General features: G+C 68.4%; 22 protein-coding genes and 1 riboswitch. Of the genes, 6 read left to right on the plus strand and 16 right to left on the minus strand.

Annotated elements, in window-relative coordinates; translation table 11 throughout:
- Positions 1–5 precede the first annotated feature (5 nt).
- A complete protein-coding gene (locus EV643_RS38665) occupies positions 6–1,019 on the minus strand; it encodes a LacI family DNA-binding transcriptional regulator (protein WP_133805200.1) in 1,014 nt (337 codons plus the stop codon).
- Positions 1,020–1,164: 145 nt separating this feature from the next.
- Here EV643_RS38665 and EV643_RS38670 point away from each other — a divergent pair, with 145 nt between their 5' ends.
- The gene (locus EV643_RS38670) at positions 1,165–3,132 is read left to right on the plus strand and encodes a Xaa-Pro dipeptidyl-peptidase (protein WP_133805201.1); all 1,968 of its coding nucleotides are present in this window, start codon (positions 1,165–1,167) and stop codon (positions 3,130–3,132) included.
- Here EV643_RS38670 and EV643_RS38675 read toward each other — a convergent pair.
- Positions 3,129–4,055 (minus strand): helix-turn-helix domain-containing protein, encoded by a 927-nt coding sequence (locus EV643_RS38675; RefSeq protein WP_133805202.1) that lies wholly within the window; start codon positions 4,053–4,055, stop codon positions 3,129–3,131. The two genes, EV643_RS38670 and EV643_RS38675, sit on opposite strands and share 4 nt — an antisense overlap.
- Before the next feature lie 128 nt (positions 4,056–4,183).
- Between EV643_RS38675 and EV643_RS38680 the strand changes: the two genes are divergently transcribed.
- Positions 4,184–4,510, plus strand: coding sequence for a PadR family transcriptional regulator (locus tag EV643_RS38680; protein ID WP_133805203.1), 327 nt, complete (start codon positions 4,184–4,186; stop codon positions 4,508–4,510).
- Complete coding sequence (locus EV643_RS38685; RefSeq protein WP_133805204.1) at positions 4,507–5,709, plus strand: HAAS signaling domain-containing protein; 1,203 nt, start codon at positions 4,507–4,509, stop codon at positions 5,707–5,709. The genes EV643_RS38680 and EV643_RS38685 overlap by 4 nt, the downstream gene beginning before the upstream one ends.
- 223 nt (positions 5,710–5,932) lie before the next feature.
- On the opposite strand, the gene EV643_RS38695 is transcribed toward EV643_RS38685, so the two are convergent.
- From EV643_RS38695 to EV643_RS38710, 4 genes are all read right to left on the minus strand, one after another.
- Positions 5,933–6,949: an adenylate/guanylate cyclase domain-containing protein gene (locus tag EV643_RS38695; RefSeq protein ID WP_133805206.1), complete on the minus strand. Its 1,017-nt coding sequence runs from the start codon at positions 6,947–6,949 to the stop codon at positions 5,933–5,935.
- A complete protein-coding gene (locus tag EV643_RS38700; RefSeq protein WP_133805207.1) occupies positions 6,930–7,337 on the minus strand; it encodes a cyclic nucleotide-binding domain-containing protein in 408 nt (135 codons plus the stop codon). The genes EV643_RS38695 and EV643_RS38700 overlap by 20 nt, the downstream gene beginning before the upstream one ends.
- Positions 7,338–7,411: 74 nt before the next feature.
- A complete protein-coding gene (locus tag EV643_RS38705; protein WP_133805208.1) occupies positions 7,412–8,176 on the minus strand; it encodes a class I SAM-dependent methyltransferase in 765 nt (254 codons plus the stop codon).
- A complete protein-coding gene (locus EV643_RS38710) occupies positions 8,164–9,375 on the minus strand; it encodes a 3,4-dihydroxy-2-butanone-4-phosphate synthase (protein WP_133805209.1) in 1,212 nt (403 codons plus the stop codon). The genes EV643_RS38705 and EV643_RS38710 overlap by 13 nt, the downstream gene beginning before the upstream one ends.
- A 527-nt stretch (positions 9,376–9,902) precedes the next feature.
- Between EV643_RS38710 and EV643_RS38715 the strand changes: the two genes are divergently transcribed.
- Positions 9,903–11,429 carry a glycoside hydrolase family 183 protein gene (locus EV643_RS38715; RefSeq protein WP_133805210.1) on the plus strand — a complete coding sequence of 509 codons (1,527 nt, stop codon included), beginning with the start codon at positions 9,903–9,905 and terminating at the stop codon, positions 11,427–11,429.
- Between the two features lie 308 nt (positions 11,430–11,737).
- On the opposite strand, the gene EV643_RS38720 is transcribed toward EV643_RS38715, so the two are convergent.
- From EV643_RS38720 to EV643_RS38730, 3 genes are all read right to left on the minus strand, one after another.
- Positions 11,738–13,084, minus strand: a complete 1,347-nt coding sequence (locus tag EV643_RS38720) for a threonine/serine exporter family protein (protein WP_238166102.1) — start codon at positions 13,082–13,084, stop codon at positions 11,738–11,740.
- 303 nt (positions 13,085–13,387) lie between these two features.
- The gene (locus EV643_RS38725) at positions 13,388–14,371 is read right to left on the minus strand and encodes a sugar-binding transcriptional regulator (protein WP_133805211.1); all 984 of its coding nucleotides are present in this window, start codon (positions 14,369–14,371) and stop codon (positions 13,388–13,390) included.
- 68 nt (positions 14,372–14,439) lie between these two features.
- On the minus strand, positions 14,440–16,011 hold the full coding sequence (locus tag EV643_RS38730) for a glycoside hydrolase family 140 protein (protein ID WP_133805254.1): 1,572 nt from the start codon (positions 16,009–16,011) through the stop codon (positions 14,440–14,442).
- Positions 16,012–16,182: 171 nt separating this feature from the next.
- Positions 16,183–16,316, plus strand: a riboswitch (FMN riboswitch).
- A gap of 93 nt (positions 16,317–16,409) precedes the next feature.
- Here EV643_RS38730 and ribB point away from each other — a divergent pair.
- Entirely contained in the window at positions 16,410–17,030 is a 621-nt protein-coding gene (gene ribB, locus EV643_RS38735) for a 3,4-dihydroxy-2-butanone-4-phosphate synthase (protein ID WP_133805212.1), read from the plus strand.
- Here the strand turns inward: ribB and EV643_RS38740 are convergent.
- From EV643_RS38740 to EV643_RS38770, 7 genes are read right to left on the minus strand one after another with little or no spacing between them, the layout of a single operon-like run.
- Positions 17,023–17,979 carry a transketolase family protein gene (locus EV643_RS38740; RefSeq protein WP_133805213.1) on the minus strand — a complete coding sequence of 319 codons (957 nt, stop codon included), beginning with the start codon at positions 17,977–17,979 and terminating at the stop codon, positions 17,023–17,025. The genes ribB and EV643_RS38740 overlap by 8 nt on opposite strands.
- Positions 17,976–18,917 (minus strand): transketolase, encoded by a 942-nt coding sequence (locus EV643_RS38745; protein WP_202869955.1) that lies wholly within the window; start codon positions 18,915–18,917, stop codon positions 17,976–17,978. The genes EV643_RS38740 and EV643_RS38745 overlap by 4 nt, the downstream gene beginning before the upstream one ends.
- On the minus strand, positions 18,914–19,915 hold the full coding sequence (locus EV643_RS38750; protein WP_133805214.1) for a sugar phosphate isomerase/epimerase family protein: 1,002 nt from the start codon (positions 19,913–19,915) through the stop codon (positions 18,914–18,916). The genes EV643_RS38745 and EV643_RS38750 overlap by 4 nt, the downstream gene beginning before the upstream one ends.
- A gap of 21 nt (positions 19,916–19,936) precedes the next feature.
- On the minus strand, positions 19,937–20,827 hold the full coding sequence (locus tag EV643_RS38755) for a carbohydrate ABC transporter permease (RefSeq protein ID WP_133805215.1): 891 nt from the start codon (positions 20,825–20,827) through the stop codon (positions 19,937–19,939).
- Positions 20,824–21,759, minus strand: coding sequence for a carbohydrate ABC transporter permease (locus EV643_RS38760; RefSeq protein ID WP_133805216.1), 936 nt, complete (start codon positions 21,757–21,759; stop codon positions 20,824–20,826). Before EV643_RS38760 ends, EV643_RS38755 begins: the two co-directional genes overlap by 4 nt.
- 9 nt (positions 21,760–21,768) lie before the next feature.
- A complete protein-coding gene (locus EV643_RS38765) occupies positions 21,769–23,100 on the minus strand; it encodes an ABC transporter substrate-binding protein (RefSeq protein WP_133805217.1) in 1,332 nt (443 codons plus the stop codon).
- 15 nt (positions 23,101–23,115) lie between these two features.
- Positions 23,116–23,994 carry a nucleoside hydrolase gene (locus tag EV643_RS38770; RefSeq protein WP_133805218.1) on the minus strand — a complete coding sequence of 293 codons (879 nt, stop codon included), beginning with the start codon at positions 23,992–23,994 and terminating at the stop codon, positions 23,116–23,118.
- A 142-nt stretch (positions 23,995–24,136) separates the two neighbouring features.
- On the opposite strand from EV643_RS38770, the gene EV643_RS38775 reads away from it, so the two are divergent.
- Positions 24,137–25,582 carry an FGGY family carbohydrate kinase gene (locus EV643_RS38775; protein WP_133805219.1) on the plus strand — a complete coding sequence of 482 codons (1,446 nt, stop codon included), beginning with the start codon at positions 24,137–24,139 and terminating at the stop codon, positions 25,580–25,582.
- Positions 25,583–25,639 lie beyond the last annotated feature (57 nt).

Raw genomic sequence — 25,639 nt, forward strand, 5'->3', positions numbered from 1 at the left:
ATATTTCAGCGCTTCGGAGTGCTCTCCCGCAGGACGACCTCGGCCGGGAACGTCTCCACCTTCGGCTCGCCGCCTTCGATCGCGAGCTCGAGTGCCCGCCGCCCCATCTGCTCCAGCGGCAACCGAACCGTCGTCAGCCCCGGCCAGACGTCCCGCAGGGTCGCGATGTCGTCGAATCCGGCCACCCCGAGCTCGCCCGGTACGTCGACGCCCCGCGTCCGTAGTACCGACATCGCGCCGACGGCCATCACGTCGTTGACCGCGAACAGGCAGTCCAGGTCCAGCTTGCGATCGAGCAACTCGCCGGCCGCCGCGTGACCACCGTCGCGGGTGAACTCGCCGGCCAGCACGGCCACCGGCTCCAGCCCCGCCTCGGCCAGCCCGTCGACGAATCCGTCCCGCCGGTCCCGCGCGGTCGCCAGATTCTCCGGACCCGCCAGTACGCCGAACTTCCGCAGCCCCTGATTCACCAGGGACCGGGCCAGCTCGGCGGCACCCTTGCGGTTGTCCGGCTCGATCGTGTGCGCGGGCATCCCGGCCTGGCTGACCAACGCGAGCCCGGCCCCGGAACCGAGGAACGACTCGATCTCGGTCGCCGTCCGGGCCAGCGCCTCGGCATCGGTCCGGCGGCTGCCGATCATCACCGCGGCCCGGGCCCGCTGCGCGCGAAGCGAAGAAAGATAGGCAATCTCGCGATCGGCATCACGGAAGGTGCTGGCCATCATCACCAGCAGCCCGCGCTCGTCGGCGGCCCGCATCACGCCGTTCGCGATCGCCGCGAAGTACGGGTCCTCGATGTCGTGGACCAGGATGCCGACCACGTTGGTGGACGACTTCGCCAGAGCCTGGGCCTGCGCGTTCGGCGTGTAGCCAAGCTCGGCCGCGGCCGCGCGGACACGTTCCTGCAGCTCCGGGCGCGGCACCCGGTCGCCCCCGTTCAGCACGCGGGAGGCGGTCGCCACCGACACGCCGGCCCGCTGCGCCACGTCCAGCAATGTCACCGGTGCTCGAAGATTCATCGATTACCCACCTTCCGGACAGCTCCCCCTTGGGTGCAGGCACCCTATCGGAACCGAGACCATCATCACGCTGCGTGGCAGTTTGCGGGTACGAATATCGGCAGAACCTGGCATCTGCGCGCCTGGTTGACTAGCCTTCCGAGCCATGACGACCGTCCGCACCAGGGTGACCGTCCTGGTCTCGTCCACCGTGGTCTGCCTGGGGACAGTCACCGGCACCGCCACGGCCGCCCGCATCCCGGACGGACCCGGAACCCCGGCCGGCGGCGTACCCCAGATCGCCGGAATCTCCGGATCTGGACTCGCCACCGGTATACCGCCGCACGTCGACCCGCGGACGCGGAGTACTCAGGCCGCCTACGACTACGCCGACGCGATTCGCGAGTCCGTGTACGTCGACACCAACCTGGACACCGACTCCGACGGCCAGACCGACGAGGTCGCGGTCGACATCGTCCGGCCCCGCGAGACCGACACCGCCGGCATCCGGATCCCCGTGATCATGGACGCCTCGCCGTATTACGCCTGCTGCGGTCGGGGTAACGAGAGCGAGAAGAAGACGTACGACGAGAGCGGCGTCATCCAGAAGATGCCGTTGTTCTACGACAACTACTTCGTCCCCCGCGGGTACGCCGTCGTCGGCGTGGACATCGTCGGGACCAGCCGTTCCACCGGTTGCGGTGATGTCGGCGGCAAGGACGAGATCGCCTCGGTCGTCGCGGTGATCGACTGGCTGAACGGCCGCAACACCGCGCACACCCTCGGCGGCGAACCGGTGCAGGCGACGTGGACCACCGGCGCGGTCGGCATGATCGGCAAGTCGTACGACGGCACGCTGGCCAACGGGGTCGCCGCGACCGGCGTACAGGGGCTGAAGACCATCGTCCCGATCTCGGCGATCTCCTCGTGGTACGACTACTCCCGCTCCCGCGGCGTGCCGTACTCGATCGACTACATGCCCTGGCTCGGCGGCTACGTCGGCCACGACACGCCCGCGTGTGAGGCGGTCCGCGCGGATCTCGGCGAGCAGGACGACGACGAGACCGGCGACTACACGTCGTTCTGGGCCGACCGGGACTACGTCAAGGACGCCCGCAAGGTGAAGGCGTCGGTGTTCGTGACGCACGGGCTGAGCGACTACAACGTCCAGACCAACCACTTCGCCCAGTGGTGGGACGCGCTGGCGAAGAACAAGGTCCCGCGGAAGATCTGGCTCGGCCTTGAGGACCACGTCGACCCGTTCGAGTTCCGCCGGGACGAGTGGGTGGACGAGCTGCACCAGTGGTTCGACTACTGGCTGCAGGACCTGCAGAACAACGTGATGGGCGAGCCGATGGCCTCGGTCGAGGTGGCGCCGGACGTGTGGCGTGACTACAAGACCTGGCCGGCCGCGCCGAAGACCGTCCCGGTACCGCTGGCCGACGGCAAACTAGGTGCCTACGGCAAGGGAACCGTGACGGTGACGGACGACCCGGCGCTGACCGAGGACGACATCGTGGCCACGCCGTCCGAGGTGATCGCCGGCCGGCAGATGTTCCTGTCCGCACCACTGCCGGCCTCGATCCGGGTCAGCGGGACACCGACCGTCACGCTGCGGATCAAGGCCGACTCGGTGACCACGCCGGTGACCGCGCGACTGATCGAGTACGGCGAAGGTGAGCGGTACGCGGGAATCCGGCGGACCCAGATCAGCACGTGTGAGGGCGAGAGCACGGAGTACGACGACAGCTGTTACTACACGGTCGACAAGCTCACCGAGATCAGCGACCACGGCATCGTCAGCCGCGGCTGGATCGATGCCGCGCACAACAATTCGATCAGCAAGCCGAGGCCGTTGACGCCGGGCCAGTGGGCGACTGTGACGGTCCCGCTGCGAGCCCAGGACGAGGTGATCCCGAAGGGCAGGATCCTCGGCCTGGCAGTGACCTTGAGCGACACCGAGTGGACGACGCCGAACGACACCGGCGCCACTATCGACATCGACCTGGCGCACAGCAAGCTCAACCTCCCGGTCACCGTCGGCAACGTCCCGGCACCGACCAAGGCCGAACCCCTCGACGTCCGCATCACCAACCCGACCGAACGCCCCGACCTCCACGACCCGCTGGGCTAACTCGGGGTGCCGTCGGCAACGAACCGCATGGGGTCGCCGAAGCCGAGATCGGTGATGCCGGCGGTGTGGAATGCGCCGACCAGGAGCGACCGACGATGGGCCGCGAAGGTGATCACGTGCGCCACCATCCCGCCGTACGTGAAGACCCGTGGTGGTTCGCAGGTGGTGTCGACAAAGCTCTCGTCGAACCGGCCCTCATCGTTCAACCGGTTGACCAAGGCAACGAATCGGGAACCGGCCGAGGCGTGCCGCTCACGCAGCTCCGCAATCGGCGTGGTCACCTGACGGCCGCACTCGGGCACCTGGAACGGCCGATCCTCGACCGAAGCCAGCCACATCTCCTCCTGCCAGACCAGCCGGTCCAGCAGGTACCTGATCGACACGTCGTCGTCGATCCCCTCGACCGACAGCTCGATCGGCCGGTCGAGGGTCTCGGCGTCCAGCCGGGCGCCGCGCTCGATCATCTCGCCGGTGAGCCAGACGTGGTGTTCCACCATCCTGACCAGTACGTCCATCCCCTTCGCCTCTCTTCTGGCCGGCAGCCGCAACCCCGCCGGTGGCTGAAAATGCACCCCGCTGGGCGCATCCAGGAAGAACACCCGCGACGGTTCGCGGCGCCAGTCCCGCGGGCACATCCCGTACGCCCGGCTGAACGCCCGCGTGAACGCCTCGTGCGACCCGTACCCCGCGTCGATCGCGAGCTCGAGCACCCCGGCGTCCTCGGCAAGCAGCCGGTACGCCGCCCGCTCGAGCAGCAACCTGCGCCGGAACGCCGACGGTGATTCCCCGGCAACAGCACCGATCACCCGGTCGAAGTGGAACCGGGACAGATGCACTCGCCGAGCGAGGTCGGCCGCACTCGTCGCCGGCTCGTCCAGACTCTCCGCCACCACCGAGACGAACGCCGCGTAAACGTCTTCCATGCCTCCACTCTGCCCCGGCGAGCGCCCGCCCGACTTGATCGATCTTGCGGACCCCGGCGGCGCTGCTTGGCGCAGTACTCCGCGATGTGTAGTAGTGTGCTCCGCGGATGACCTAGCCGGGAGGGACCATGGATCCGAGTCAGTTGCTCAAGGGAGTGCTGGATCTCGCCGTGCTCGCAGTACTGCGGGACGCCGACGGCTACGGGTACGACGTACTGCGGCGGTTGCGGGCAGCCGGGCTCGAGGACGTGGCGGACGCCTCGGTGTACGGGACGTTGCGGCGGTTGTTCGCGGGCGGCGCGCTCACGTCGTACGTGCAGCCCAGCGAGGAAGGGCCGCACCGGAAGTACTACGGGCTGAACCAGACCGGCCTCGACCTGCTGGCCGAGTCGACCAAGACCTGGAACCACTTCTCCGACACCATGTCGGGCCTGCTGCGCAAGGAGGCGGCGTGAACAGCACTGTGACCGGAGCGGTCGCGACCTACCTGGCTCAGATCCGGGCCGAGCTGAACGATCTGCCGCCGGGCGAGCTGGAGGACGTGCTGGACGACGTCTCCGGCCACCTGACCGAGGTCGCCGCGGAGTTCGACGGCGAGCCGACGGCAGCGGCGCTGCAGGAACGCCTCGGCACGCCCCGCGAGTACGCCGATGAACTGCGCAGCGCGGCCGGCTATCCGCCGAGGACCCACTCGATGGATCACGCGTCGGCGCAGGCGTCGGCCGGGCAGGCGTTGCGCTGGGGTGTGATCGCCGGGACGGTCGGGCCGTTCTTCCTGGTGGTCGGGATCTTCTCCTGGTCGCGCGACGCCAGCGCGTTCTTCGGGCTGATCGGGCTCGCCGTGCTGTTCGGCGCGGCGTACCTCGGCGTCCGGGCGCTGCGCGGCAACGACCCGCGGACGGTGCTCGACACCCCTCGCGGGGTCGCGGCCGCGAACTCCATCCGCGAGCTGATCCAGCAACTTCCGCCTCACCTGCGCCAAGAGCTGGTCGCCATCGGCCAGCCGGTCTGGTGGGTCGCGCGGGGTGTGGTGGGCGGTGGCGGGTTCTTCGCGCTGTTCGGTGCGGGCGCGGTCACCGTGGTCGGCGCGCTGGCCGGCGCCGCGGTGTCGATCTGGATCGGCCGCCGGACCCAGCAGGACCGCCGCTGGCTCTGGTACCTCGTCCCGCTGAACGTGGTCGCCGCAGTCGCGGTGCCGGCCGGGCTCGCGGCCAGCTTCATCCTCGGCAGCAACGGCCCGTTCCTGTTCTCGAACGGCGACGACTCCCGTGGTCGTAGTTCCGGCTACAACTACCAGAACGGCCTGACCCTCGACGGCGAGCAGATCACCAACATCTACCCGTTCGACGAGCAGGGCCGCCAGGTCAAGGTCCTGCTCTACACGCAGAGCGGTGCGGCGCTCAGACTCGACCTGCAGGACTGCGCGACGCTTTACCCCGGCACGGAGTCGCACTCGGGGGTGAGCAACTTCTTCCCGCTCCCCGAGGTGCAACACGATCCGAACGGCACCACCGACGCGGAGAACTGCAAGGACTCCACCAAGGCGCCCTTCACCCCGCGCCTAGCACCGACAACCACCCCAACCCCGACGCCGTCAACGCCCAGCCCCAAACCAAGCTCAGGCGTAACGCTGACCGTGTCCCCAACTCGCTGACCAATCGGCGGGCTGTGCGCGTCGGCCGGGCTGGCTGGGCGATCGGGCCGGCTGCACCACGGACCCCGCCGACCCGGCCCGTACTGCGGACCCCGCGGACCCCGCCGACCCGGCCCGTACTGGGGACCCGAGGCGGCCTTGTCCGGCCCAGACGATCATCGGGTCGTTGCCGGAGGCAGCCATCAGATCGGCGGTGGTCAGGATCTCGCGCACCCGACCATTGTCAGTCGTCGGCCCGCTGGAGCGCATACGGGATCAGGTGGTGGTACCCGCGGACCGAGACCCGGCGGAGGCGGCGGAGCCGGTAGTCATCGTGACCGTCCAAGGCCGCGGCCATCTCGCGATCGGCAAGCACTCGCCCGGGTCTGCACTCGGCCGTCAACCGGGCCGCGATGTTGACGGTCTCGCCGTACACGTCACCAAGACGGATCAGGATGGTGCCGTACGCGAGCCCGATCCGCAGCTCAGGCAGATCCCCGACGGCGGCCACCGCGTCCTGCAGCGCCAACGCGACCGCGGCTCCCTGAGCGGCTGTGTCGGTCACGAACAACACCTCGTCGCCGATCGACTTGATCACCCGGCCGCCGTTCAGCGCGACCACATCCGCCGCCGTACCCTCGAACCGCTCGATCAGCTCACCCAACTCGGCCTCGGTGAGCCGCCGCGTCAGCCGCGTGTAGCTGACGATGTCGGCGAACCCGACCGCACGGATCCCGCGAGCCAGCTCATCGGACCCGGCCATCGCCCGGCCGGCCGCGGCGGCGAGATGCCGGCGCCACGCGTACGTCTGCAGCCGTTCCATTGCCGGCAGCAACAAATCGGCGACCTCGATCGCCTCATCCACCGGAAGTTTCGACTGCCCCAGGAACTCCAAGAACATCGCCGACTGCCACGACGCCAGCCGGGACTGCGTCTGGCCGAGCTTGCGAGCCAGCGACGACTCGATCGCCGGGTCGATGAACCCGTCGTCCTCCAGCGCCACGACCAACCGGAGCGCCTCGACATCGGCATCGGTGAACGCGACCTCATCATCCGGCACGGTCGCGAACCCAAGCGCGTGCCACATCCGCTCGGCCCGCTCGATCGAGATCCCGGCCCGCTCCGACACCTCGATCCGAGTGAACTTCCGCTCCCCACCCAGCAACGACCGCTCGAACCGCTGCTGCAACGCCTCCAAGTCCGGCGCCGCGTCGCCCGACAGTTCGGCCGGGGAGCGGTCGTCAGGAGCTGGAGTTGTCACCGCGGCGCTCGGCGATGGTGGCGTCGATGGCGTCGCGGAAGCTCGGCAGCCGGTTGGTCAGGTCGTCGAACTTCTCCCGGGTGAAGTGCAGCAACTGCAACCGCGACTTCGCCGTCACCGTTGCCGTCCGCAACCGGTTCTGCCGGACCGCGACCTCACCGGCGATGTCGCCCGGCCCGAGCACGGCGATCTCCTGCCCCTTCACCCGCACCGCCGCCGTCCCGGACAGGATCAGGTACGCCGCGTCCGGCGGGGTCTGCTCCAGGATCAGCGACCAGCCGGCCGGCACCGAGACCTCCTCGCCGGCCCGGAAGACCTCCTTGATCTCCCGTCCGGTCAGATCCGCGAACAGCGGCAGGTCCCGCGGGGACGTCCTACCCAATGCCACGTCGATCCTCCGAACCCGCCGGGCGGAACACCCAGCGCTAGCAGCCGATGTTTCCAGTCGGTAACTCTAACGGCTCACAGTTCCCGAGGGTCACTTGCGTCCGAAGAATCGAGGGTCAGAGCGCTCGCTTCTTCGGACGCAACGGCCGAGAACAGCAGCAAAGGCGGTCGACGCCGGTGAATTGCCAGGTGGGGATGCTGCCGGACCTGATCGAGGGTGGGCTGCAGTTCGTCGAGCGTTTCCAGGCGGAACCCGCACCGGCCCAGCGTGGCAACCATCGACCCGATAGTCCGGTGGTACTTCACCACCCCATCGACGAACCACTTTCGTTGCCGCGGTCCCTCGTCCGCGTAGTTGTCGATCACCCCGTCCGCCTCCCGCTGCGGCGCCGTCACGACCGGATGCTCCACCGAGAACACGAACCGCCCGTCCCGTACCAACCAGTCCTGGATCCGCGCGACCAACCCCGCGAAATCCTCCACGTAGTGCAGGGCCAGGCTGCTCACCACGAGCTCGACCGTGCCAGGAGCAAGATCGAGGTCCGCCAGATCCGACCGCACGTATCGCACCCGCGGATGCCGCCGCGCAGCCGCCAACATCGCCTTCGACGAATCCACCGCGACGACCTGAGCCGCACCCCCTTCAGCCAGCCGTACGGCGAGCTCGCCCGCACCACATCCCAGGTCGACCACACGCAACCCGCGGACGGGTGGCAGCAACGCGGCCATCGCCGGGATCTCCAGTACGTCGTTGAGTCCGCGCTTCGTTCGTCGGAGTTCGCGATATCCCGCGAGGAACACCGGGTCGTCGTACAGGTCCGCGCCTTTCACGGCAGCCATCGGGCCAGCTCGTGGATGTCGATCATCGGCAGCTCCCAGCGCAACGCGAACTGCTCCAACCAGGCCGCGTCCGCCATCACACCGTCGGGACGCATCACCTCGCAGCAAACCCCGACCGGCGCCAGTCCAGCGGCGAGACTCAACGCCACCGTCGCTTCCGTGTGTCCCTTGCGTTCGGCAAGCAACCCCCGCCGGGCCGCCAGCGGGAACACGTGGCCGGGCCGGAGAAAGTCGGCCGCGGTGGCTTCGGGCGAGGCCAGCCGCCGGATCGTCGCAGCACGTTCGGCCGCACTCACCCCGGTGCCCAGCGCCGCCGCCAGGTCCACCGACACGTGCATCGCCGTTCCCTGCCGATCACCTTCGCCGGGCATCGGCGGGATCTCCAGCCGGGCCAGGATCTCGGCGGCACACGGAATGGTCGTATGCCCACAGGCCTGGGTGAGCAGGAACGTCATCGCCTCCGGCCGGAATGCCGCGCCGGCGAAGATCACGTCACCTTCGCCTTCCACCGTCGGATCCCACACCACGACGCCACCGCCGGCCGCCACCTGCGCCACCACCTTCTGGACGCCGATCGGCCCGCTGAGGTGACCGGCCCACGGCAGCCGGGCCACCGCCTTGAGCAGCTGGGGGCCATGACCGTCGCGAGCCATCCGGGCGAGCAGGTCGCTCTCCAGGTTCACCCGGTCGCCGGAGACCAGCTCGCCGAGGTTGGTCTTCAGCAAGGTGTTCGGCACCAGGACCACGGAGAACCGGTCCTTCAGCACCTCCGCCACGGTCAGGCTGACGCCGTCGAGCGCCACCGAGGACTTCGCCACCAGCCGCGCGAGGAACCGGTCGCCCGGCTTGATCCACACCCGGCGCCCGGCCGGTTCCTCGTCGACCCGGAGCACCTTGCCGACGCCGTCGATATGTCCCTGGACCAGATGGCCGTCGATCCGGTCCCCGGCGGCCACCGGCAGCTCGAGGTGGACCGACGTACCGGCCGCGATCCGGTCGAGGGTGGTCCGACGGCGGGTCTCCTCGGTGATGGTCGCCACCAGCTCACCCGGTACGGCGGACTGCATGGTGAGGCGGACACCGTCGATACAGACCGCTCCACCCGCGGACAACGGGACGGCGGCGTCGAGCTTGATCCGCAGCGCCTCGTCGCCCACCTCGGCGACGGTCGCGGTCCACTCGATTCTTCCTGTGAACATGCTTCAGCTCCTGAGCCTGGACTGGCCAGGGACCCGGCCGGGTCCGAGCAGGAGCGGGGTATCACCGCATGGCCCCGGTCGCAGCCGGGTCACTCCGCGAACCGCACGAAGCCGGCGGGCCCAGGATCAACTCCCAGCCGCCACACCTTGGAATCACACCGCCAGCAGTAAACCACAACCACCCCACCCAGACCCCAACCTCGCCGCCACCCCACCCAGACCCCACCCAGACCCCGCCCACCCAGCCACCCCACCCAGACATCGACCTCCCACCTCGGCAGCACCTCCCCACCTCCGCCTCGGCAACGCCTCCACCCCACCCCGCCCAGACGTGGCCCCGCCGACCCACCCGGCCGCCCCGTCGACGCGACGCGCGGCCACCCCGCCAGCACCTTCACCCCACCCCGCCTCGCTGAACCCCCTCGCCGCATGCCGGTCGCCGTCGAGGCGTTGACCTCGGGTGGTGGGCGGACTATCGTCGCGAGAAATCGATTTCCTGTGCGTCCGCCCCCGCTGAGGAGACTCGTATGCCGACGCGATTCGTGCTCATCCTGCCGCTGCTGCTCGGCGCGGCCCTACTACCGGCCAATCCGCCGCCCTCCGCTCAGGCTTCGGCTGTACCGTCACCGGCCAAGCAGATCGCCAAGTTGACCGGACCCGGGTCGATCAACGACACCGAGGCGCGGTTCCAGTTGAAGGCGACCGATCTGGGGATCCTGTGGGACAACGGATCCGGCGAGATCCTGACCGCGTTCGGCGACAGCTACGGCAGCGGGTGGACCGGTCCCGGTGGTGGCGTGGGTGATCCGGCGACGATCGACTGGCGGTGCAACCTGCTGTTCCGCAGCAAGGACCGCAACCTGGCCGACGGGATGACGCTGGACAGCGCGGCCGAGGACCGGCCCGGGCACGCGAAGCAGTTCCTCGACTGCAAGAAGGTCGACCGGGACGAGCACACGGTGATCCCGACCGCGGGGATCTCGGTCGGCAACCGGCAGTACGTGCAGTACATGTCGGTCAACTACTGGGGTCCGGCCGGCAGCTGGTTCACCAACTACTCCGGCTTCGCGTACTCCGACGACAACGGCGAGACCTGGACCAAGGACCCCGGCGCCCGCTGGCAGAACACGCCGGAATGGGACAACAACTTCCAGATGACCGCACTGGTACGTAACAACGGTTATGTATACATGGTCGGTACGCCGAACGGCCGCTTCGGCAACGCTCATCTGGCCCGGGTCCCGGAGCGGCAGGTGTTGTCGAAGAAGGCGTGGCGCTACTGGGACGGCAAGACGTGGTCGACGAATGAGAGCGCGGCCGCACCGATCGCCATCGGCCCGGTCAGCGAGGTGTCCGTCCAGTGGAACGCACACGTCGGCAAGTGGCTGATGATGTACCTCGACGAGCAGCGCGCCTCGGTCGTACTCCGATCCGCCGGGTCCCTCACCGGACCGTGGAGCGGTGAACAAGTAGTTGTCCGGGGCACCGACTTCCCCGGTCTGTACGGCACCTACATCCACCCGTGGTCGTCCGGGCCGGATCTCTACTTCACGATGTCGCAGTGGGATCCGTACAACGTCTTCCTGATGCACACCAAGCTCACCGACGACGGCGCACCCACCAACCTCGTCACCGATCCCGGCTTCGAGGACCAGCCCGGCGCGACCCCATCGGCCCCGTGGCAGCTCAACGGCCGCGGCGGTGTCGACCGGACGAACCTGGGCCACACCGGCCAGAACAACGCCTACCTGCGCGATTCGATCGGCGCCCACGCACTCCAGCAGAACGTTGCCGTGCGCCCCTATCACCGGTATCGCCTGTCCGCCTGGATCCGGACTGCGGACAACAACCGCGACACAGTACTCGGAGTCCGGACGTTGCACGGCACGACGATCGCGAAGAGGCCGGGCGGCGCGCATCCGCAGTACACGAAGGTCAGTGTGGAGTTCGAGTCCGGGCGGGAGTCGCTGATCCAGCTGTACGCCGGGTTCTTCGGCCACGGCCAGGACGTCTGGCTCCAACTCGACGACGTGGTCCTGGAAGAGATCCGATGATCCGCCCCCTCGGCCTCGTCCTAGCCCTCCTGGCCTCCGGTCTAGTCAGTACTACGCCCGCCCAAGCAACTCGGCCCGCCCAAGCAACCCCGACCGCCCAAACGGATCCGACCGCTCAGCCGGACCCGCGCACCCAGGCAGACCGGGCGCCAACGTCCAGATCTGGACCTGCAACCACCTACAACCCCAAACCTGGCGCCTGGAACCCCGCTGAACCAGCTCCCGCGACGGGCTAGGGCGGCCTTGGGCACCGGGCGGGCGTCTGGCGGACAGGAAAGCGACTGGTCGGTGCTCAAGGTCGCCTGGACCTAGGTTGAGCGGCGACTGCGACCGCCGCGGCGGGGTCGGGTTTGGCGGGGACGGATTGGGCGGCGGGGGCCGACGAGGCGGGGGCCGGCCAGGCGGTCTTCGAGGCGGCGGGCTTCGCGGCGGATGGGCTGCGCGACGTACTCGCCGAGGATGACACCCGAGGCGAGGGCGACGCCGATCGCGAGCGCGGTGGCGAGGCTGACGATGCCGATGAGGTTGCCTGATCCCATCAGTTCGTACAGGCCTTTGTAGATCGTGAGGCCGGGGAGGAGCGGAACCGTACCGGACACGACCACGACCAGCGGCGGTACGCCGGACCGACGGCCGAGGGCGTACGCGCCGAGGCCGACCGTGAACGCGGCGGCCGCGGTCGACCAGGCCGGCCCGAACTCGGCGCGCCCCATCAGCGTGAACACCAGCGACCCGGCCGCCCCGACCAACCCGACCGGCAGCAGCGATCGGAGCGGTGCGTACGACGCGAAGGCGAACGCGACCGCCATCAGCGCGCCGGCGCCGGTCATGATCGGCAGGTTGGCGAGCTGGATCGTCTGCGCCTCGATCGCGACCGGCAGGCCGAACCTGATCCCGAGCGTGATCCCGAGACTGACTCCCGCGATGATCCCGCCGGTGAGCAACATCGCTTCGAGCAGCCGCGCGGACGCGGTCACGTAGTACCCGGTGATCGCGTCCTGGACAGCGCCGGTGAGCGCGATCCCGGCGAGCAACATGATGATGCCGGCGGCAACGACCAGGGACGGTTTCACCGGCGCGTGCACGGCGTACAGGATCAGGGCGACCGCGGTGGCGACGAACGCGCCGGCCACCTGCTGGTAGAACGCGGGCAACCGCTGCCGATGAAACCACCGGTTGCTCAGCTCGATCACGACCGCGGTGACGACGGCGACCAGCGTGATCAGCCAGCCACCACCGAGCAACAGGGTCGCCCCGCCGGCCATCACGCCCCACGCGAGCACCGAACCCCAACGCGGGAACGGCGGACCGGCCGACACCATCCGGGCCAGCTCGCGGCTCGCCTCTTCGCGCGTCACCTCGGCGCGGGCGAACCGCTGGACCAGCCGGTCCACGCCGGTCAACCGGGAGAAGTCCTGGCCGCGATACCGGACGATCCGCAGGTGCGTCTCGGGGGCGGTGTCGGGCGTCGCCTGGTACGAGATCGCGATCGAGGTGAACGTGATGTCGACCTCGCACCCTCGCAACCCACCGGCGGCCGTCACCCCGAGGATCGTCGCCGTCGTGTCCGCGGTACCGGCGCCGCTGGACAACAGCACCTCGCCGATCCGCAACGCCAGATCCAGCGTCCGGTAAACCTCCCGCTGCTCGTCCACCGACTCCCTTCCCGCTTCCCACTCCGCAATTTGAGGGGCTAACCCCTGAGCTGAGGGGTTGCCCCCTCGGATTCTCAAGGGGCAACCCCCGATCCTGGAGGTTAACTCCTCAAATTCCCGATGGGCGGGCCGGTGCAGACGGTTGGCCGGTGCGGCGTCGGCGGCGCAGCGGGTACGGCGTACGCGGCCCGCGCGGCGGGTGGGGCCAGACGCCGCGCAGCCGGTACGGCGTACGCGGCCGCGCGGCGGGTGCGGCCAGGCACCGCGCAGCCGGTACGGCGTGGGTGGTGCGGGGGGGTGGGGTTAGGCGGTGGCTAGGCGTTGGGCCATGGACAGGTCGGTGATGAGGATGTTGACCCAGCCGCCGAGGAGGGCGGCGCGGATGGCGGAGAACTTGCGGGCGCCGCCGGCGACTCCGATCCGGCGGGGGACCGCGAGCAGTTCCTTCGGGGTGACACCGATGACCCGCTGGTCGAACTTGGATCGCACCGGCTTCCCGGCCTCGTCGAAGAAGCGGAAGCAGACGTCCCCGACCGCGCCGAGGCTGCGTAGTTCGTCCTGGTCGGACTCGGCGACGGCGTTCCCGCTTCGCTGCAGCAGGGGCGACGGTTCGAGGCTGCCGATCCCCACCAGCGCGTCGGTGAGCTGACCCCAGGTACCGATCACGTCGCGCACCGAGACGTCGTTCATCATCGCCTTCCGGACCGCCGGCGTACCGACCAGCCCGGGCGCCGGCAGGTACACGGGCATCGCCCCGGTCAGCTCCGCGAACCGGGCCGTCAACCGGGTCGCCTGCATCTGTACGGCCGCGTCGCCGAGCCCGCCGACGATCTGCACGACCCGATCGACCGCCGGCACGCTCTTGCGCGGCATCCGGTCCACCGCGCTGATCAGCGTCTCGCTCCAGGACGAGATCCCGATCACGTGCCCGCTGGTCAGCGTCATGTCGAAGTACGCCGCGGCGGCGGACCCCAGCGCGGGCAGCACCTCGTCGCCCGCGCCGATCGTGTCGACGACGACCGCGTCGCGGAGCCCGTACTTCGTCTGCAGCGCGTCCTCGAGCTCGCCGTGCACGCCGCCCGGCATGGTCACCACGGTGTGCACGATGCCGACGTCCACGGCCTGCTTCAGCATCCGCGACACCCGGGCCTGGGACAGGTTCAGCTCGGTCGCGATCTGCGGCTGCCGGATGCCCTTCTCGTGGTACATCCGGGCGACCTTCGCCAGCAGCCGCAGCTCGTCCAGCCGCGGCTGGCGTACCGACCGCCGGCCGTTCGCCCCAGCCATGACGCCGACTCCCTTCGGGACGGTTCCTGCTCCCCCGAGCCGCTGCTCATGGAGTCTCAGAACCAGGACTATAGGTCAGCCGACGGCAGATCCTCGTCGGCCAGGCAGATATACACCCGCGGAGCACCACCGGCATCCGGGATCGGATCGCGGGGCGACTCCCGTACCCCGACGGCGACCACCGACCCGTCCCGCGGGTCCACGATCCGGTAGTTCAGCGGCACCGAATCGTCGAAGACCATGATCGGACCACCGTTCTCCCGATACGCCAGGAACATCCGGCCGTCGACGCTCAGCGCGCGCCCCGCGATCGCCCGGGTCCAGTCGGGCGCCATGTCCGTGGTCGGCAGCCCATCCAGGATCTTCGACACCATTCCCACGTACACCGAACCCTCGAAGTCGAGCGCCTCGCGCCAACCGGCGCCCGGCGCCACGAAGTACGGCTCGTGCCCGCGTTCGTCCGGATGCAGCCGCCACTGCCAGAGGCTGCCGGCACCGTAGACGACGCCCATCGTGCCGCCCGCGCAGAGGTTGCTCCACGCCTCGTGCCCTTGCCACCAGCCGGTCGCCTTGCCCGTGACACCGGAGTTCTCGTACGTCGGTTCGCCGTTCGCGACCGCCTTGATCGGCAGGTTCCGCCACATGTCGGCCACTCGCTCAGCCACGTGTTCGCCTTCGTGCCCGGTCTGGCACCACTGGAAGTCGAGCCACTCCGCGTCCTGGAACGCGTCGCTCCGGATGTGCGGGCGATAGTGGATCCCGGTGGGTTGGCCGTAGCAGTCCCAGGCGTGCACCTCGGCTCCACCGGCCGGGATCTGCGGCTCCTCCCCGGATCCGTCTGCGCCGACCAGGTAGAGGGCCGGCCGAGCGCCGTACCGGGCAACCAGGTAGCGGCAGTACCGCGCGTACTCCACCGGCGGGACGACCGGACCGGCCACGTCGAGACCCTTCCAGCCGAACCCGTGGAACACGGGCTGGAGGACCGGTACGAGGTGGTGCTCGACGAGGATCGCGATCAACTCGTCGAGGTACTGGAAGTAGCCGATCTCGATCCGGTTCAGGTGTCCCTCGCCGAGATCGTCGAAGCCGACGCCGAATCCCTCGTCCTGCGTTCGGTCACGTGGTCCGACGGCTCGCATGTCGGGCTGGATGGTCATCAGCAGGACCGCGTTGAAGCCCTTGGCCTGGCGATCGGCCGCGTAGACCCGGACCTGCTCGGGGGTCGCCCGCCACGGCAGCGCCCAAGGGGTGTCGGCGGCCAGGATCGCCGGGGTCCCGTCGGCGTGCACGAGGCTGCGCCCGCCTGGGGACATCCGCCAGAAGCCGTGGGCGTAGAACGGATTCGCCTCACCGGGCTCGGCGGCGACCGCGTCGAGCTGACCGCTCTGCTCTGGGAGCGAACCGGCGCTCGTCCACTTCCAGCTGCCGACCTCGGGCGGAGCGAACCGGACCCGCCAGGTGCGCCCGCCGTCCCAAAACGCCGGCCGCCGCAGCCGGATCCCGGTCTCATGCTCGAAATCGACCCAGACCTCGACCTCGGTGTACGGGTTACCGCCGCCGTCGACCTCCGGGCCGCTGCCCTCGGTGTCGGGGCCGTCGGTCAGTACGAGCTCCAGCTCGCGCCACACCGGGGTTCCCATCTCGCTCACGGCAGCCTTCCCTTCATGAATATCGGATCACTTACGACTGACCGGGGCGGTGGGGTGGGGCTCGAATCGATAACAGCACACTCGCAACCGGCGGGCGGGCTGAGACGGACACGACACTGCGGTTGGCGGTTCGCGCGGATAGACTGAGCGGTGACGTAGACAACACGTGCTCTGGGGTCGGTGAAATTCCGAGCCGGCGGTAACAGTCCGCGACCCGTACATCCGCGAGGGTGTCCGGTTGATCCGGTGTAATTCCGGAACCGACGGTGAAAGTCCGGATGGGAAGATGCACGTGGCAGTCTTCGCGACGCCCTGTGGACGTGCCTGTCCGCGTAGAGGGCGTTGCGAGGTTTGTCGTTGCCCCGGAGCGCCATGCCGAGAGGAAGCGCATGCAGGGCTCCGTGAAGACCCGGCTCGACACCGTTCAGCGAGCCGTCGACGAGATCGCTCTCGGCCGGCCGGTCGTGGTGATCGACGACGAGGACCGCGAGAACGAGGGCGACCTGACCTTCGCCGCCAGTCTCGCCACTCCCGAACTGATGGCGATGCTGGTGCGCTACACCAGCGGCTACGTCTGCGCCCCGTGCGCGCCGGAGGTGCTGGACCGGCTCGAGTTGCCGCTGATGGTGCCGAACAACCAAGACAGCCTGCGGACGGCGTACACGGTGTCGGTCGACGCGAGCACCGGCGTCGGGACGGGCATCTCCGCCGCCGACCGGGCCCGGACCGTTCGGGTGCTGGCAGATCCCGTCGCGCAGCCCGCCGACCTGATCCGGCCCGGGCACATCCTGCCGTTGCGGGCCGTCCCAGGCGGCGTACGGCACCGGTCCGGCCACACGGAAGCCACAGTGGAACTGGTCCGCCTGGCCGGACTGCCTCCGGTTGGGGTGATCGGTGAGCTGATGAACGACGACGGCACGCTCATGTCGGGCGATCAACTGCGCACCTTCGCCGACACCCACGGCCTGGCGATGATCTCCATCGCCGATCTGGTCAACCACCTCAGCTAACCAGCCGGCGGGCGGTGTCGGCGATGCCTTCCGGGGAGAGGCCGTAGCGGTCGAGCAGGTAGCCGGCCGACCCCGTGGGCGCGAACTCGGGAATCCCGAGGATCGACACCCGCGCCGGATGGTGCTGCACAACCGTCTCCGCCACCGCGCCACCCAGACCGCCCGCGATCGTCGACTCCTCCGCCGTGACGATCCCGGCTGTCTGCTCGGCCGCCGCGACGACCGCCTCGACGTCCAGCGGCTTGACCGACGGCATCGACAGCACGCGCGCCGAAATCCCTTCCGCCGCAAGCTGTTCGGCCGCGACCATCGCCCGCCACAACACCGTGCCGTTGCTGATCAGCGTCACGTCGTTCCCCGCGCGCATCGTGATCGCCTTGCCCGGCTCGAACGTGTACGAGTCGGGGTACACCTGCGGCACACTCATCCGGCTGACCCGGATGAACACCGGACCGTCGACCGCCGCCGCCCACCGCAACGCCGCCGCGGTCTCCACCGGATCGGCCGGCACGATGATCGTCATCCCCGAGATCGCCCGCAACCACGCGATGTCCTCGATCGAGTGATGCGTCGGGCCGAGTTCGCCGTACGCGACGCCCGGGCTCATCCCGCACAGCTTCACGTTGGTGTTCGAGTAGGCGACATCGGCCTTGATCTGTTCCAGCGCCCGCGCGGTGAGGAAGCAGGACGCCGCCGAGACGAACGGGATCCGGCCGCCGTTCGCCAGCCCGGACGCCACGCCGACCATGTCCTGCTCGGCGATGCCGACGTTGATCAGCCGATCCGGGAACGCCTTGCGGAAACTGTTCAACTTGCTTGAGCCGACCGAGTCGTTCACCACCCCGACGATCCGGTGATCCTCATGCGCGAGCTCGGCCAGCGTCTCCACGTAGGCGTCGCGGCAGTCGTACCGCGGCTGGTCCGCGATCGAGGTGTCGACGACGGTCATCGCAGCTCCTTGTCGAGTCGAGGGCTCACCGCGAGCCGGGGTTGCCCGACGGTCTCCAGTTCGGTCATCGCCTGCTGGTACTCCGCCGGGTTCGGCACCTTGTGATGCCAGGCGACGTTGTTGCTCATGAACGAGACCGGATGCCCCTTGTGGGTATGGGCGATCACGAACGTCGGCTTGCCCGGCCGGAACGGTACGGCGGACAGCACATCCAGGAGCTCGCCGTGATCGTGGCCGTTCACCTCGACCACCGCGAACCCGAACGCGGCCGCCTTCTCCGGCAACGGGTCGAGGTCGTTCGTCTCCTTGGTGGTGGCGCCCTGCTGCAGCCGGTTCCGGTCGACGATCACGGTCAGCCGGTCCAGCTGGTACTGCGAGGCCGCCATCATCGCCTCCCAGTTGCTGCCCTCCTGCAACTCCCCGTCGCCGACGAGCACATAGGTACGCCGCAACGACACGTCGAGCTTGGCCGACAACGCATGGCCCACCGCGATCGGCAGACCGTGCCCGAGTGGTCCGGTGTTGGCCTCGACCCCAGCGACCTTGGTCCGGTTGGGATGACCGTTCAACGCGGACAGGGGTTTCAGGAACGTCGCGAGCTCGGTGATCGGCAGGAACCCGAACGCCGCCAGCGTGGTGTAGAGCGCCCCGGCGACATGTCCCTTGCTCAGGATGAACCGATCGCGTTCCGGGTCCGCCACGGTCTCGGGGCCGATCTCCAGCACCGCGCCGTACAGGGTGGCCAGGATGTCGATCGCGGAGAAGTCGCCCCCGATATGGCCGGCGCCGGCGTGGTACACGAGTTTGAGGTCCTGGATCCGGATCTGCCGCGCCGCCTCGGCGATGTGCGCGACCTGCTCGGCCCGGCTGCTGTGCGCGGGCAGCCGGCCGAGCAGCGGCATGGTGGTGTGCTCTACCGAGAGAGCAGCCTTACTCATGCATCCTCCAGGCCGGCCATCGAAGTCAGCAGCGCCCGCTGGATCAACCGCTGGGACGCGAGCGCATCGTGAGAGGCCTGCGCCGCGGCGAGCGCCTCCTCGTCCAGCGTGTCGAGGGCCAAGTGCACGGCCTTGAGGAACCGGATCGCCTGTTTTGCCGCCTCGACGCTGTCCTCCCGGAACGGGAACTGATCGAGTTGCCAGACGCCCTCCCAGTTGTTCTTCCGCAGGGTGTGGAAGAACTCGAAGGTCTCCACCAGGTGGACGGAGCCGACCACCATGTCGTCGTCCCAGCCGCGCAGGTTGTCGTTCACGTCGATCGCGAACAGCCGGCCGTAGTCGATCGCCAACTGGGCCGCGTCGGCGGGTGTCTCCAGCCCGTACAGGGAATGGCCGAAGTCGAGCAGGATGCCGAGGTTGGGCAGCCCGATCTTCTCGATCCCGAGCAGCGTCCTGGCCACGTTCGGGAAGATGATCTTCACCCGTGGCTCGCGTGGCTTGTACTCGATCACGAAGTTGATGTCGGGATGGGCGGACACGAGTTCGCGCAGGCCGTCCAGCGCGAGGTTCCAGATGTCGTGGTAGTTCACCTGGAACGGGTAGTCCCAGCCGTCCTGCCCGGGCCACAGCTTCACGTACGAACAGCCCAGGTCCTTGGCCAACTCGGTTGCCTCGTGCAACAGCTCGATCGCCCGCTTGCGGATCGCCGGATCAGGGTTGGTGATCGAGCCCTTGACGAAGTCCCGGGTGTAGATCTCCGGGGTGATCGCGATGGCGCGCAACCCGTTCCGGTCCAGGGCCGCCTTGACGTCGTCCAGGGTGCCGTCGTACCCCGCGAACGGCCAGTTCAGGTCCACCACGGACAGATCGCCGACGGCGCCCGCCCGGTCGATCTGTTCGAGCAGCCCGACCGGGTCGCCGTAGCCGTCGGTGGCGTAGCGGTCCTTGTAGGTTGCGAAATGCCAGATACCCGCGCCGAACACCGGCAGGTCGGTCATGGTGATCTCCTCCATATGTGGTCAGCCCTTGGTGGCGCCGGCGGTCAGCCCGCCGACGATCCAGCGCTGCAGCAGCATGTACGCGATCAGGATCGGCACCACGGCGATCAGGATGCCCGCCGCGAGACCGGTGTTGTTGTTGGCGAACTGCCCCTGGAAGTTGAGCAGCCCGACCGGGATCGTCTTGTTGGCATCGGAGTTCAGCAGGATCAGTGCGAACAGGAACTCGTTCCAGGTCGCCACCGCGTCCAGGATCGCGACCGTCACCAGGGCCGGCGTGGACAGCGGCAGGACGATGGTGAAGAAGATCCGCCAGTCGCCGGCCCCGTCGACCTTGGCCGCCTCGATGATCTCGTCCGGGATCTGCCGGAAGAACGACTGCAGCACGAGCACCTCGAACGGGATGCCGAACGCCAGGTACGGCCCGATCAACCCGAACAGGCTGTCGGTCGCACCGGCACCGCGCATCATGATGAAGACCGGCACGATGGTGATGTAGATCGGGATGGTCAGCCCGAGGAACACCGTGAACATCACCGTACGCCGGAACTTCATCCGCAGCTTGGCCAGTGCGAACCCGAGCATCGCCGAGATCGCCACGCCGAGCGGCACCTTCATCAACGCCAGGAACGCGCTGTTGCGATAGGTGGTGGCGAAGTTGCCGATACCCCAAGCGTCCTTGAAGTTGGACCAGGTGAACTCATCCGGCCAGGACAACGGCCCGTTGCCGATGAAGTCCGCCAGCGGCCGGACCGCGGTGATCACCAGCAACGCCAGCGGCGAGATCCAGAAGATCGCCGTCACCGCCAGCACCAGCGTCATCACCAGCCCGCGACGACCCTTCGACGGCCGGCTCACCGGTTCCGGCTCGGTTGGTACGGCGGCCTCCACCCGAACCGGTGCGATCGTCATGACGCCTCCCTGGTCTGCGACCGTACGTACGGGATGCCGACCGCGATCGCCACCAGCGTGATCACGACTGCGATGGCCGTGCCGTATCCGGCCTGGTAGTACTGGAAGACGTTGGCGTACATCCACGTTCCCATCACCTGCGTCGCCGTACCAGGACCGCCGTACGTCATCGCGTAGATCATGTCGAAGACCTTGAACGAGTCGATCAGCGACAACGCCAGCACGATGTAGTGCGCCGGCCGCAGACCCGGCATCGTGACATGCCAGAACTGTTGCCATCGGCTCGCACCGTCGACCGTCGCGGCCTCGTAGAGCTCGTTCGGAATCCCTTGCAGGGCAGCCAAGTAGAGCAACATCGGGAAGCCGGTCCGCAACCAGATGGCCGGCACCATCACCGCCCACAACGCGGTCGAGTCCTGCCCCAACCACGGCTGGGCCAGCCCGTCCAGACCGATCAACCGGAGGAACGAGTTGATCGCGCCGTACTGCGGGTTGTAGAGCCAGCCCCAGATCGAGGCGATCGACACCAACGGCAGCACGGCCGGTGTGTAGAAGACCATCCGGAGGATCGGCTTGCCGTGCACCTTGCCGTTCAGCGCGATCGCCAGAGCCAGCCCGATCACGGTCGGGACGATGATCGTCACGATGGTCCAGATCAGGTTGTTCCGGACCGCGGTGGCGACCACCGGATCACTGGGCAGCTTGGCGTAGTTGTCCAGCCCGACGAAGTTGTACGTCGCGCTCAGGCCGTCCCAGTCGGTCAGGCTGAACCACAATGAGGACACCGCCGGGTACACCAGGAACGCGACGTACACCACCAGTGCGGGCAGGGCGAACAGCCAGGGCGACCACTTGCCACCCCGCTTCGCGCCCTTCTTCGCCGGGCGCCTCGTTGCCCCGGGCTTCGATCGTGCGATCGCGACAGTCGCCATGACGCAGACTCAGCCCTTGGCCCAGGCGGAGACGATCTCCTGCATCTTCTTCGCCGCCGCGTCCGGTGTCACCGAACCCTGCAGGATGTCGCTCTGCACACTGAAGTACTGGTCGGCCTGCTTTTTCGGGAACGCCTGATCCTGGATCGTGTAGAACGGGTTCGAGCCGTACTTCTGGGACCACTCGTAGGACAGCGGCAGCGACTTCGCGTCCGGCTCGGCGCCCTTCACCGTCGAGGCGCTGACCTGCAACGCCTTCTGTGTCGCGGGCTTGACGATGAAGTCGATCAGCTCCGCGGCCTTGTCGGCGTTCCCCGACTTGGCGTTGATCATGTAGCCCTCGACGAAGCCCGAGTGGCGGGCCGGACTCTGGTCGGTGGGCAGCTCGAAGCTGCCGAAGCCGGCCGGGTTCTTCTTCGCCGACAGGATCGAGGCCGCCTCGGTCCACGGTCCGGTGATCGTGTACGCCGTCTTGCCCTGGACGTACGCGGGCTCTATGTCGGCCGGGTCGAGGCCCAGCGCGCCCTGCGGCAGCCACTTCTTGTCCTGCCACTTCTTGAACAGTGCGAACGCCTCGACCACCTCGGGCCGGTCCCAGCTCTCCGCGCCGGTAAGCAGCTTGTCGTGCAACTCCGGCCCGGCGGTGTGCTCGAGCAGGTACTCGAACAGCCGCATGATGTCCCAGCCGTACTTTCCACCGAGACCACACGGCGTCACGCCGACCGCGACGAGCTTGTCGTTCATCGCCTCCAGCTCGGCGTACGTCGTCGGCGGGCCGCTCACGCCCGCCTTGGCGAGCAGTGACTTGTTGTACCAGGCACCTATTCCGAGGGAGACGAACGGCACCCCGGACTTCACCCCGTCGAAGGTCATCCCGCTGATCGCCGCGGTGTTGATCTTCGAGTCCCAGCCGAACTTGGAGTAGTACGGGCTCAGGTCCAGCGCCTGCTTGGCCTTCGCGAACGGTGCTCCGATCTGACCGCCCCAGATCCGCCAGACATCTGGGCCTTTGCCACCGAGCAGTTGCGTTCGCAGCTTGTCCGGATACACCGCCGCACCCGATCCCGGCAGACTCTCGACTGTTGTCGTCGTACCGGCCTGCTGGTCGAACGCCTTCATCTGCGCCTTGAACAGGTCGATCGTCTCGTCACCCTCGTAGGTGAACACGCGCAGGTTGTTCGTGGCCGCGGCCGTCGCACCGCTACCGGTGGACGCGCCGCCGCCGGTGCAGGCGGAGAGACCGACGCCGGCGACAGCGGCGGACGTGAGGCCGAGGAATCCCCGGCGGGTGAACGAACTGCCTGTTGTCCGGGGCGGTGGGGTGGTGGGTTCTGTGGTCATGCTTTCCTACTCCTTTTACCGAGCGAAACGGCGGATCTTGGCGAACATGTCCTCCAGCAGGAACCGGACGTCGACCTGCTCGCAGACGCTGATGGGGTTGTTGGTGCCGGGCAGGTACCAACCGTCGGACCCGAACCGCGGCGCGGGCCGGACCCGCATGGCACCGCTGGACGGGTAGAGCATCAGGGCGATGGCCGGTGAGTCACCGAGTGAGCGGGACTCGATCGGCTCGGGGTGGTAGGTGGCGTTCCACTCGTGCAACTGCTCGATCAAGTACTTGCCGAGTGGTCCGGCGTCGCCGATCTTCTCGTCGAGCTCGGCGTAACTGACCGACACCTTGGTGTAGACGTCGCTCGGCACCTGCCAGACGGTGATGCCGGACCCGAACACGACGTTGGCGGCGGGGATGTCGTTGGACAGGTTGAACTCGATGCCCGGGTACGACGTCAGGCCGTCGTACCCACGGCCGCCGATCCAGATCACGATCACCTCGCGGTGCACGATCTCCGGGTCGAGCAGGATCGCCGAGGCCATGTCGGTCAGCGGGCCGAGGAAGGACACGTAGAGCGGATCGCCCTTCGACGCCAGCTTGGACTCCTCGATGATGAGCCGCGCACCGGGTGAGTCCAGCGGGGTCTGCTCGTCCGGGATGCCGGTCGGCGCACCGTTCGCGACCGGCACCTGCCCGGTCATGCCGAGCAGTTCGAGCAGCAGGTCGACCTCCTCGCGGGACTCCTCCATGCTCCGGTCCGACCGCCGGGTGCCGAAGTGCGCGGGGATCAGCCCGCGGTTGTCGAACGTCGGCGACAACAGCGCGTGCACGATCGCGAACTGGTCGTCGGCCTCGTTCTTGGCGTCGGTGTTGACGATCACCCGGCGCTTGGTCGGCTTCATCTGCGCACTCCTCCGGTCTGTCGCGGTCCTGGTTCTCAGTCGTGCATAGATATTCAGTACTGCATAGACTGTCGCTCTTGAGTCTGCTCACCGGCTACAGTCCCGTCAAGAGGTCAGCCGAAAGTCACCGAGGAGGGCCGTGATGTCGCCGATCAGTGAGCACGGGGCAGTGCTCGCCATCGATCAAGGCACCACCAACACGAAGGCGGTGCTGGTCGACCCGCAGGGCGTAGTACTGGCGACGGCGTCGGCGCCGGCCGGGCTCTCGCTGCCGCGTCCTGGTTGGGCCGAGCAGGATGCGGACGAAATCTGGGCGAGCGTGCTGACGGCTGTGTCGCGGTGCCTGGCAGCGGCGGGTTCGGTGGAGATCGCTGGGCTGGCGTTGTCCACCCAGCGGGAGTCCGTGGCCGCCTGGGATCGGCGGACCGGGAAGCCGGTAGGTCCGGTGATCGGCTGGCAGGACGTGCGGACGGCCGAATGGTGCGAGACATTGCCGACCTCGGTCAGTGAGTTGGCGCGCGGACGGACCGGGCTACGAGTGGACGCGATGTTCTCCGCGCCCAAGATCAACTGGTTGCTGTCATCCCTGGCCGACCTCACCGACGTCTGCGTCGGCACGATCGACTCGTGGTTGATCTGGAAACTCACTGGTTGCCGTGAGCACCTGACCGAGGCCGGGAACGCGTCCCGCACTCTCCTGTACGACGTGCTCGCGCTGGACTGGTCGGACGAGTTGCTGGCCGCGTTCGGCGTACCGGGATCCGTACTGCCGGAGGTGCGCGCGTCGAACGCCGGCTTCGGGGTCACGTCGGGGGTCCCCGGTCTGCGGGACGGGATCCCGGTGGTCGCCGTACTCGCTGATTCACACGCGGCGATGTACGGCCAGGGCTGCACCGAGCCGGGGATGATCAAGGCCACCTACGGCACCGGTTCCTCGGTGATGACGCCGACGGCCGCCTTCGCACCGGATCAGTCCGCGCTGACCTCGACCCTCGCGTGGCTCACCGACGAACCGCTGTACGCCCTCGAAGGCAACATCATCTCCTCCGGCGCCGCCCTCGCCTGGACCGCAGGGATCCTCGGCCTCCCCGACGTCGGCGAACTCGCCACCTTGGCAGCCACCGTCCCCGACGCCGGCGGTGTCACGCTGGTCCCCGCGTTCTCCGGCCTCGGCGCACCCCACTGGGACCGGAACGCGCGCGCCACCTTCACCGGCATGAGCAACGCCACCACCCGCGCCCACCTCGCCCGCGCCTCGATCGACGCCGTCGCCCACCAGATCTGCGACATCACCGAACTCACCGGCACGACGCCCCACTGCCTCCGTGCGGACGGAGGCGCCACCGCCGCCGACCTCCTCATGCAAACCCAGGCAGACCTCCTCGGCTACCCCGTAGAAGTAGCCAACATCCCCGAACTCTCCGCCCTAGGCGCAGCCCAACTCGCCCACCAAACCCTCAACGCCCCCTGGCCCCCCGCCAACACACCCGCCCGCACCTTCACGCCGTCAATCGACGCCCCCACCCGCCAACACCTCCGCACCACTTGGTCAACCGCCCTAACGGCCGCCCTGGCCCCCGGCTCCTAGTACGACAGCTCCAGCGCCCTGCAGGTGGATCCCAGGGCGCTGGAGCTGATTGGCTGT

It is taken from the genome of Kribbella caucasensis (genome assembly GCF_004361855.1).
Classification (GTDB): domain Bacteria; phylum Actinomycetota; class Actinomycetes; order Propionibacteriales; family Kribbellaceae; genus Kribbella; species Kribbella caucasensis.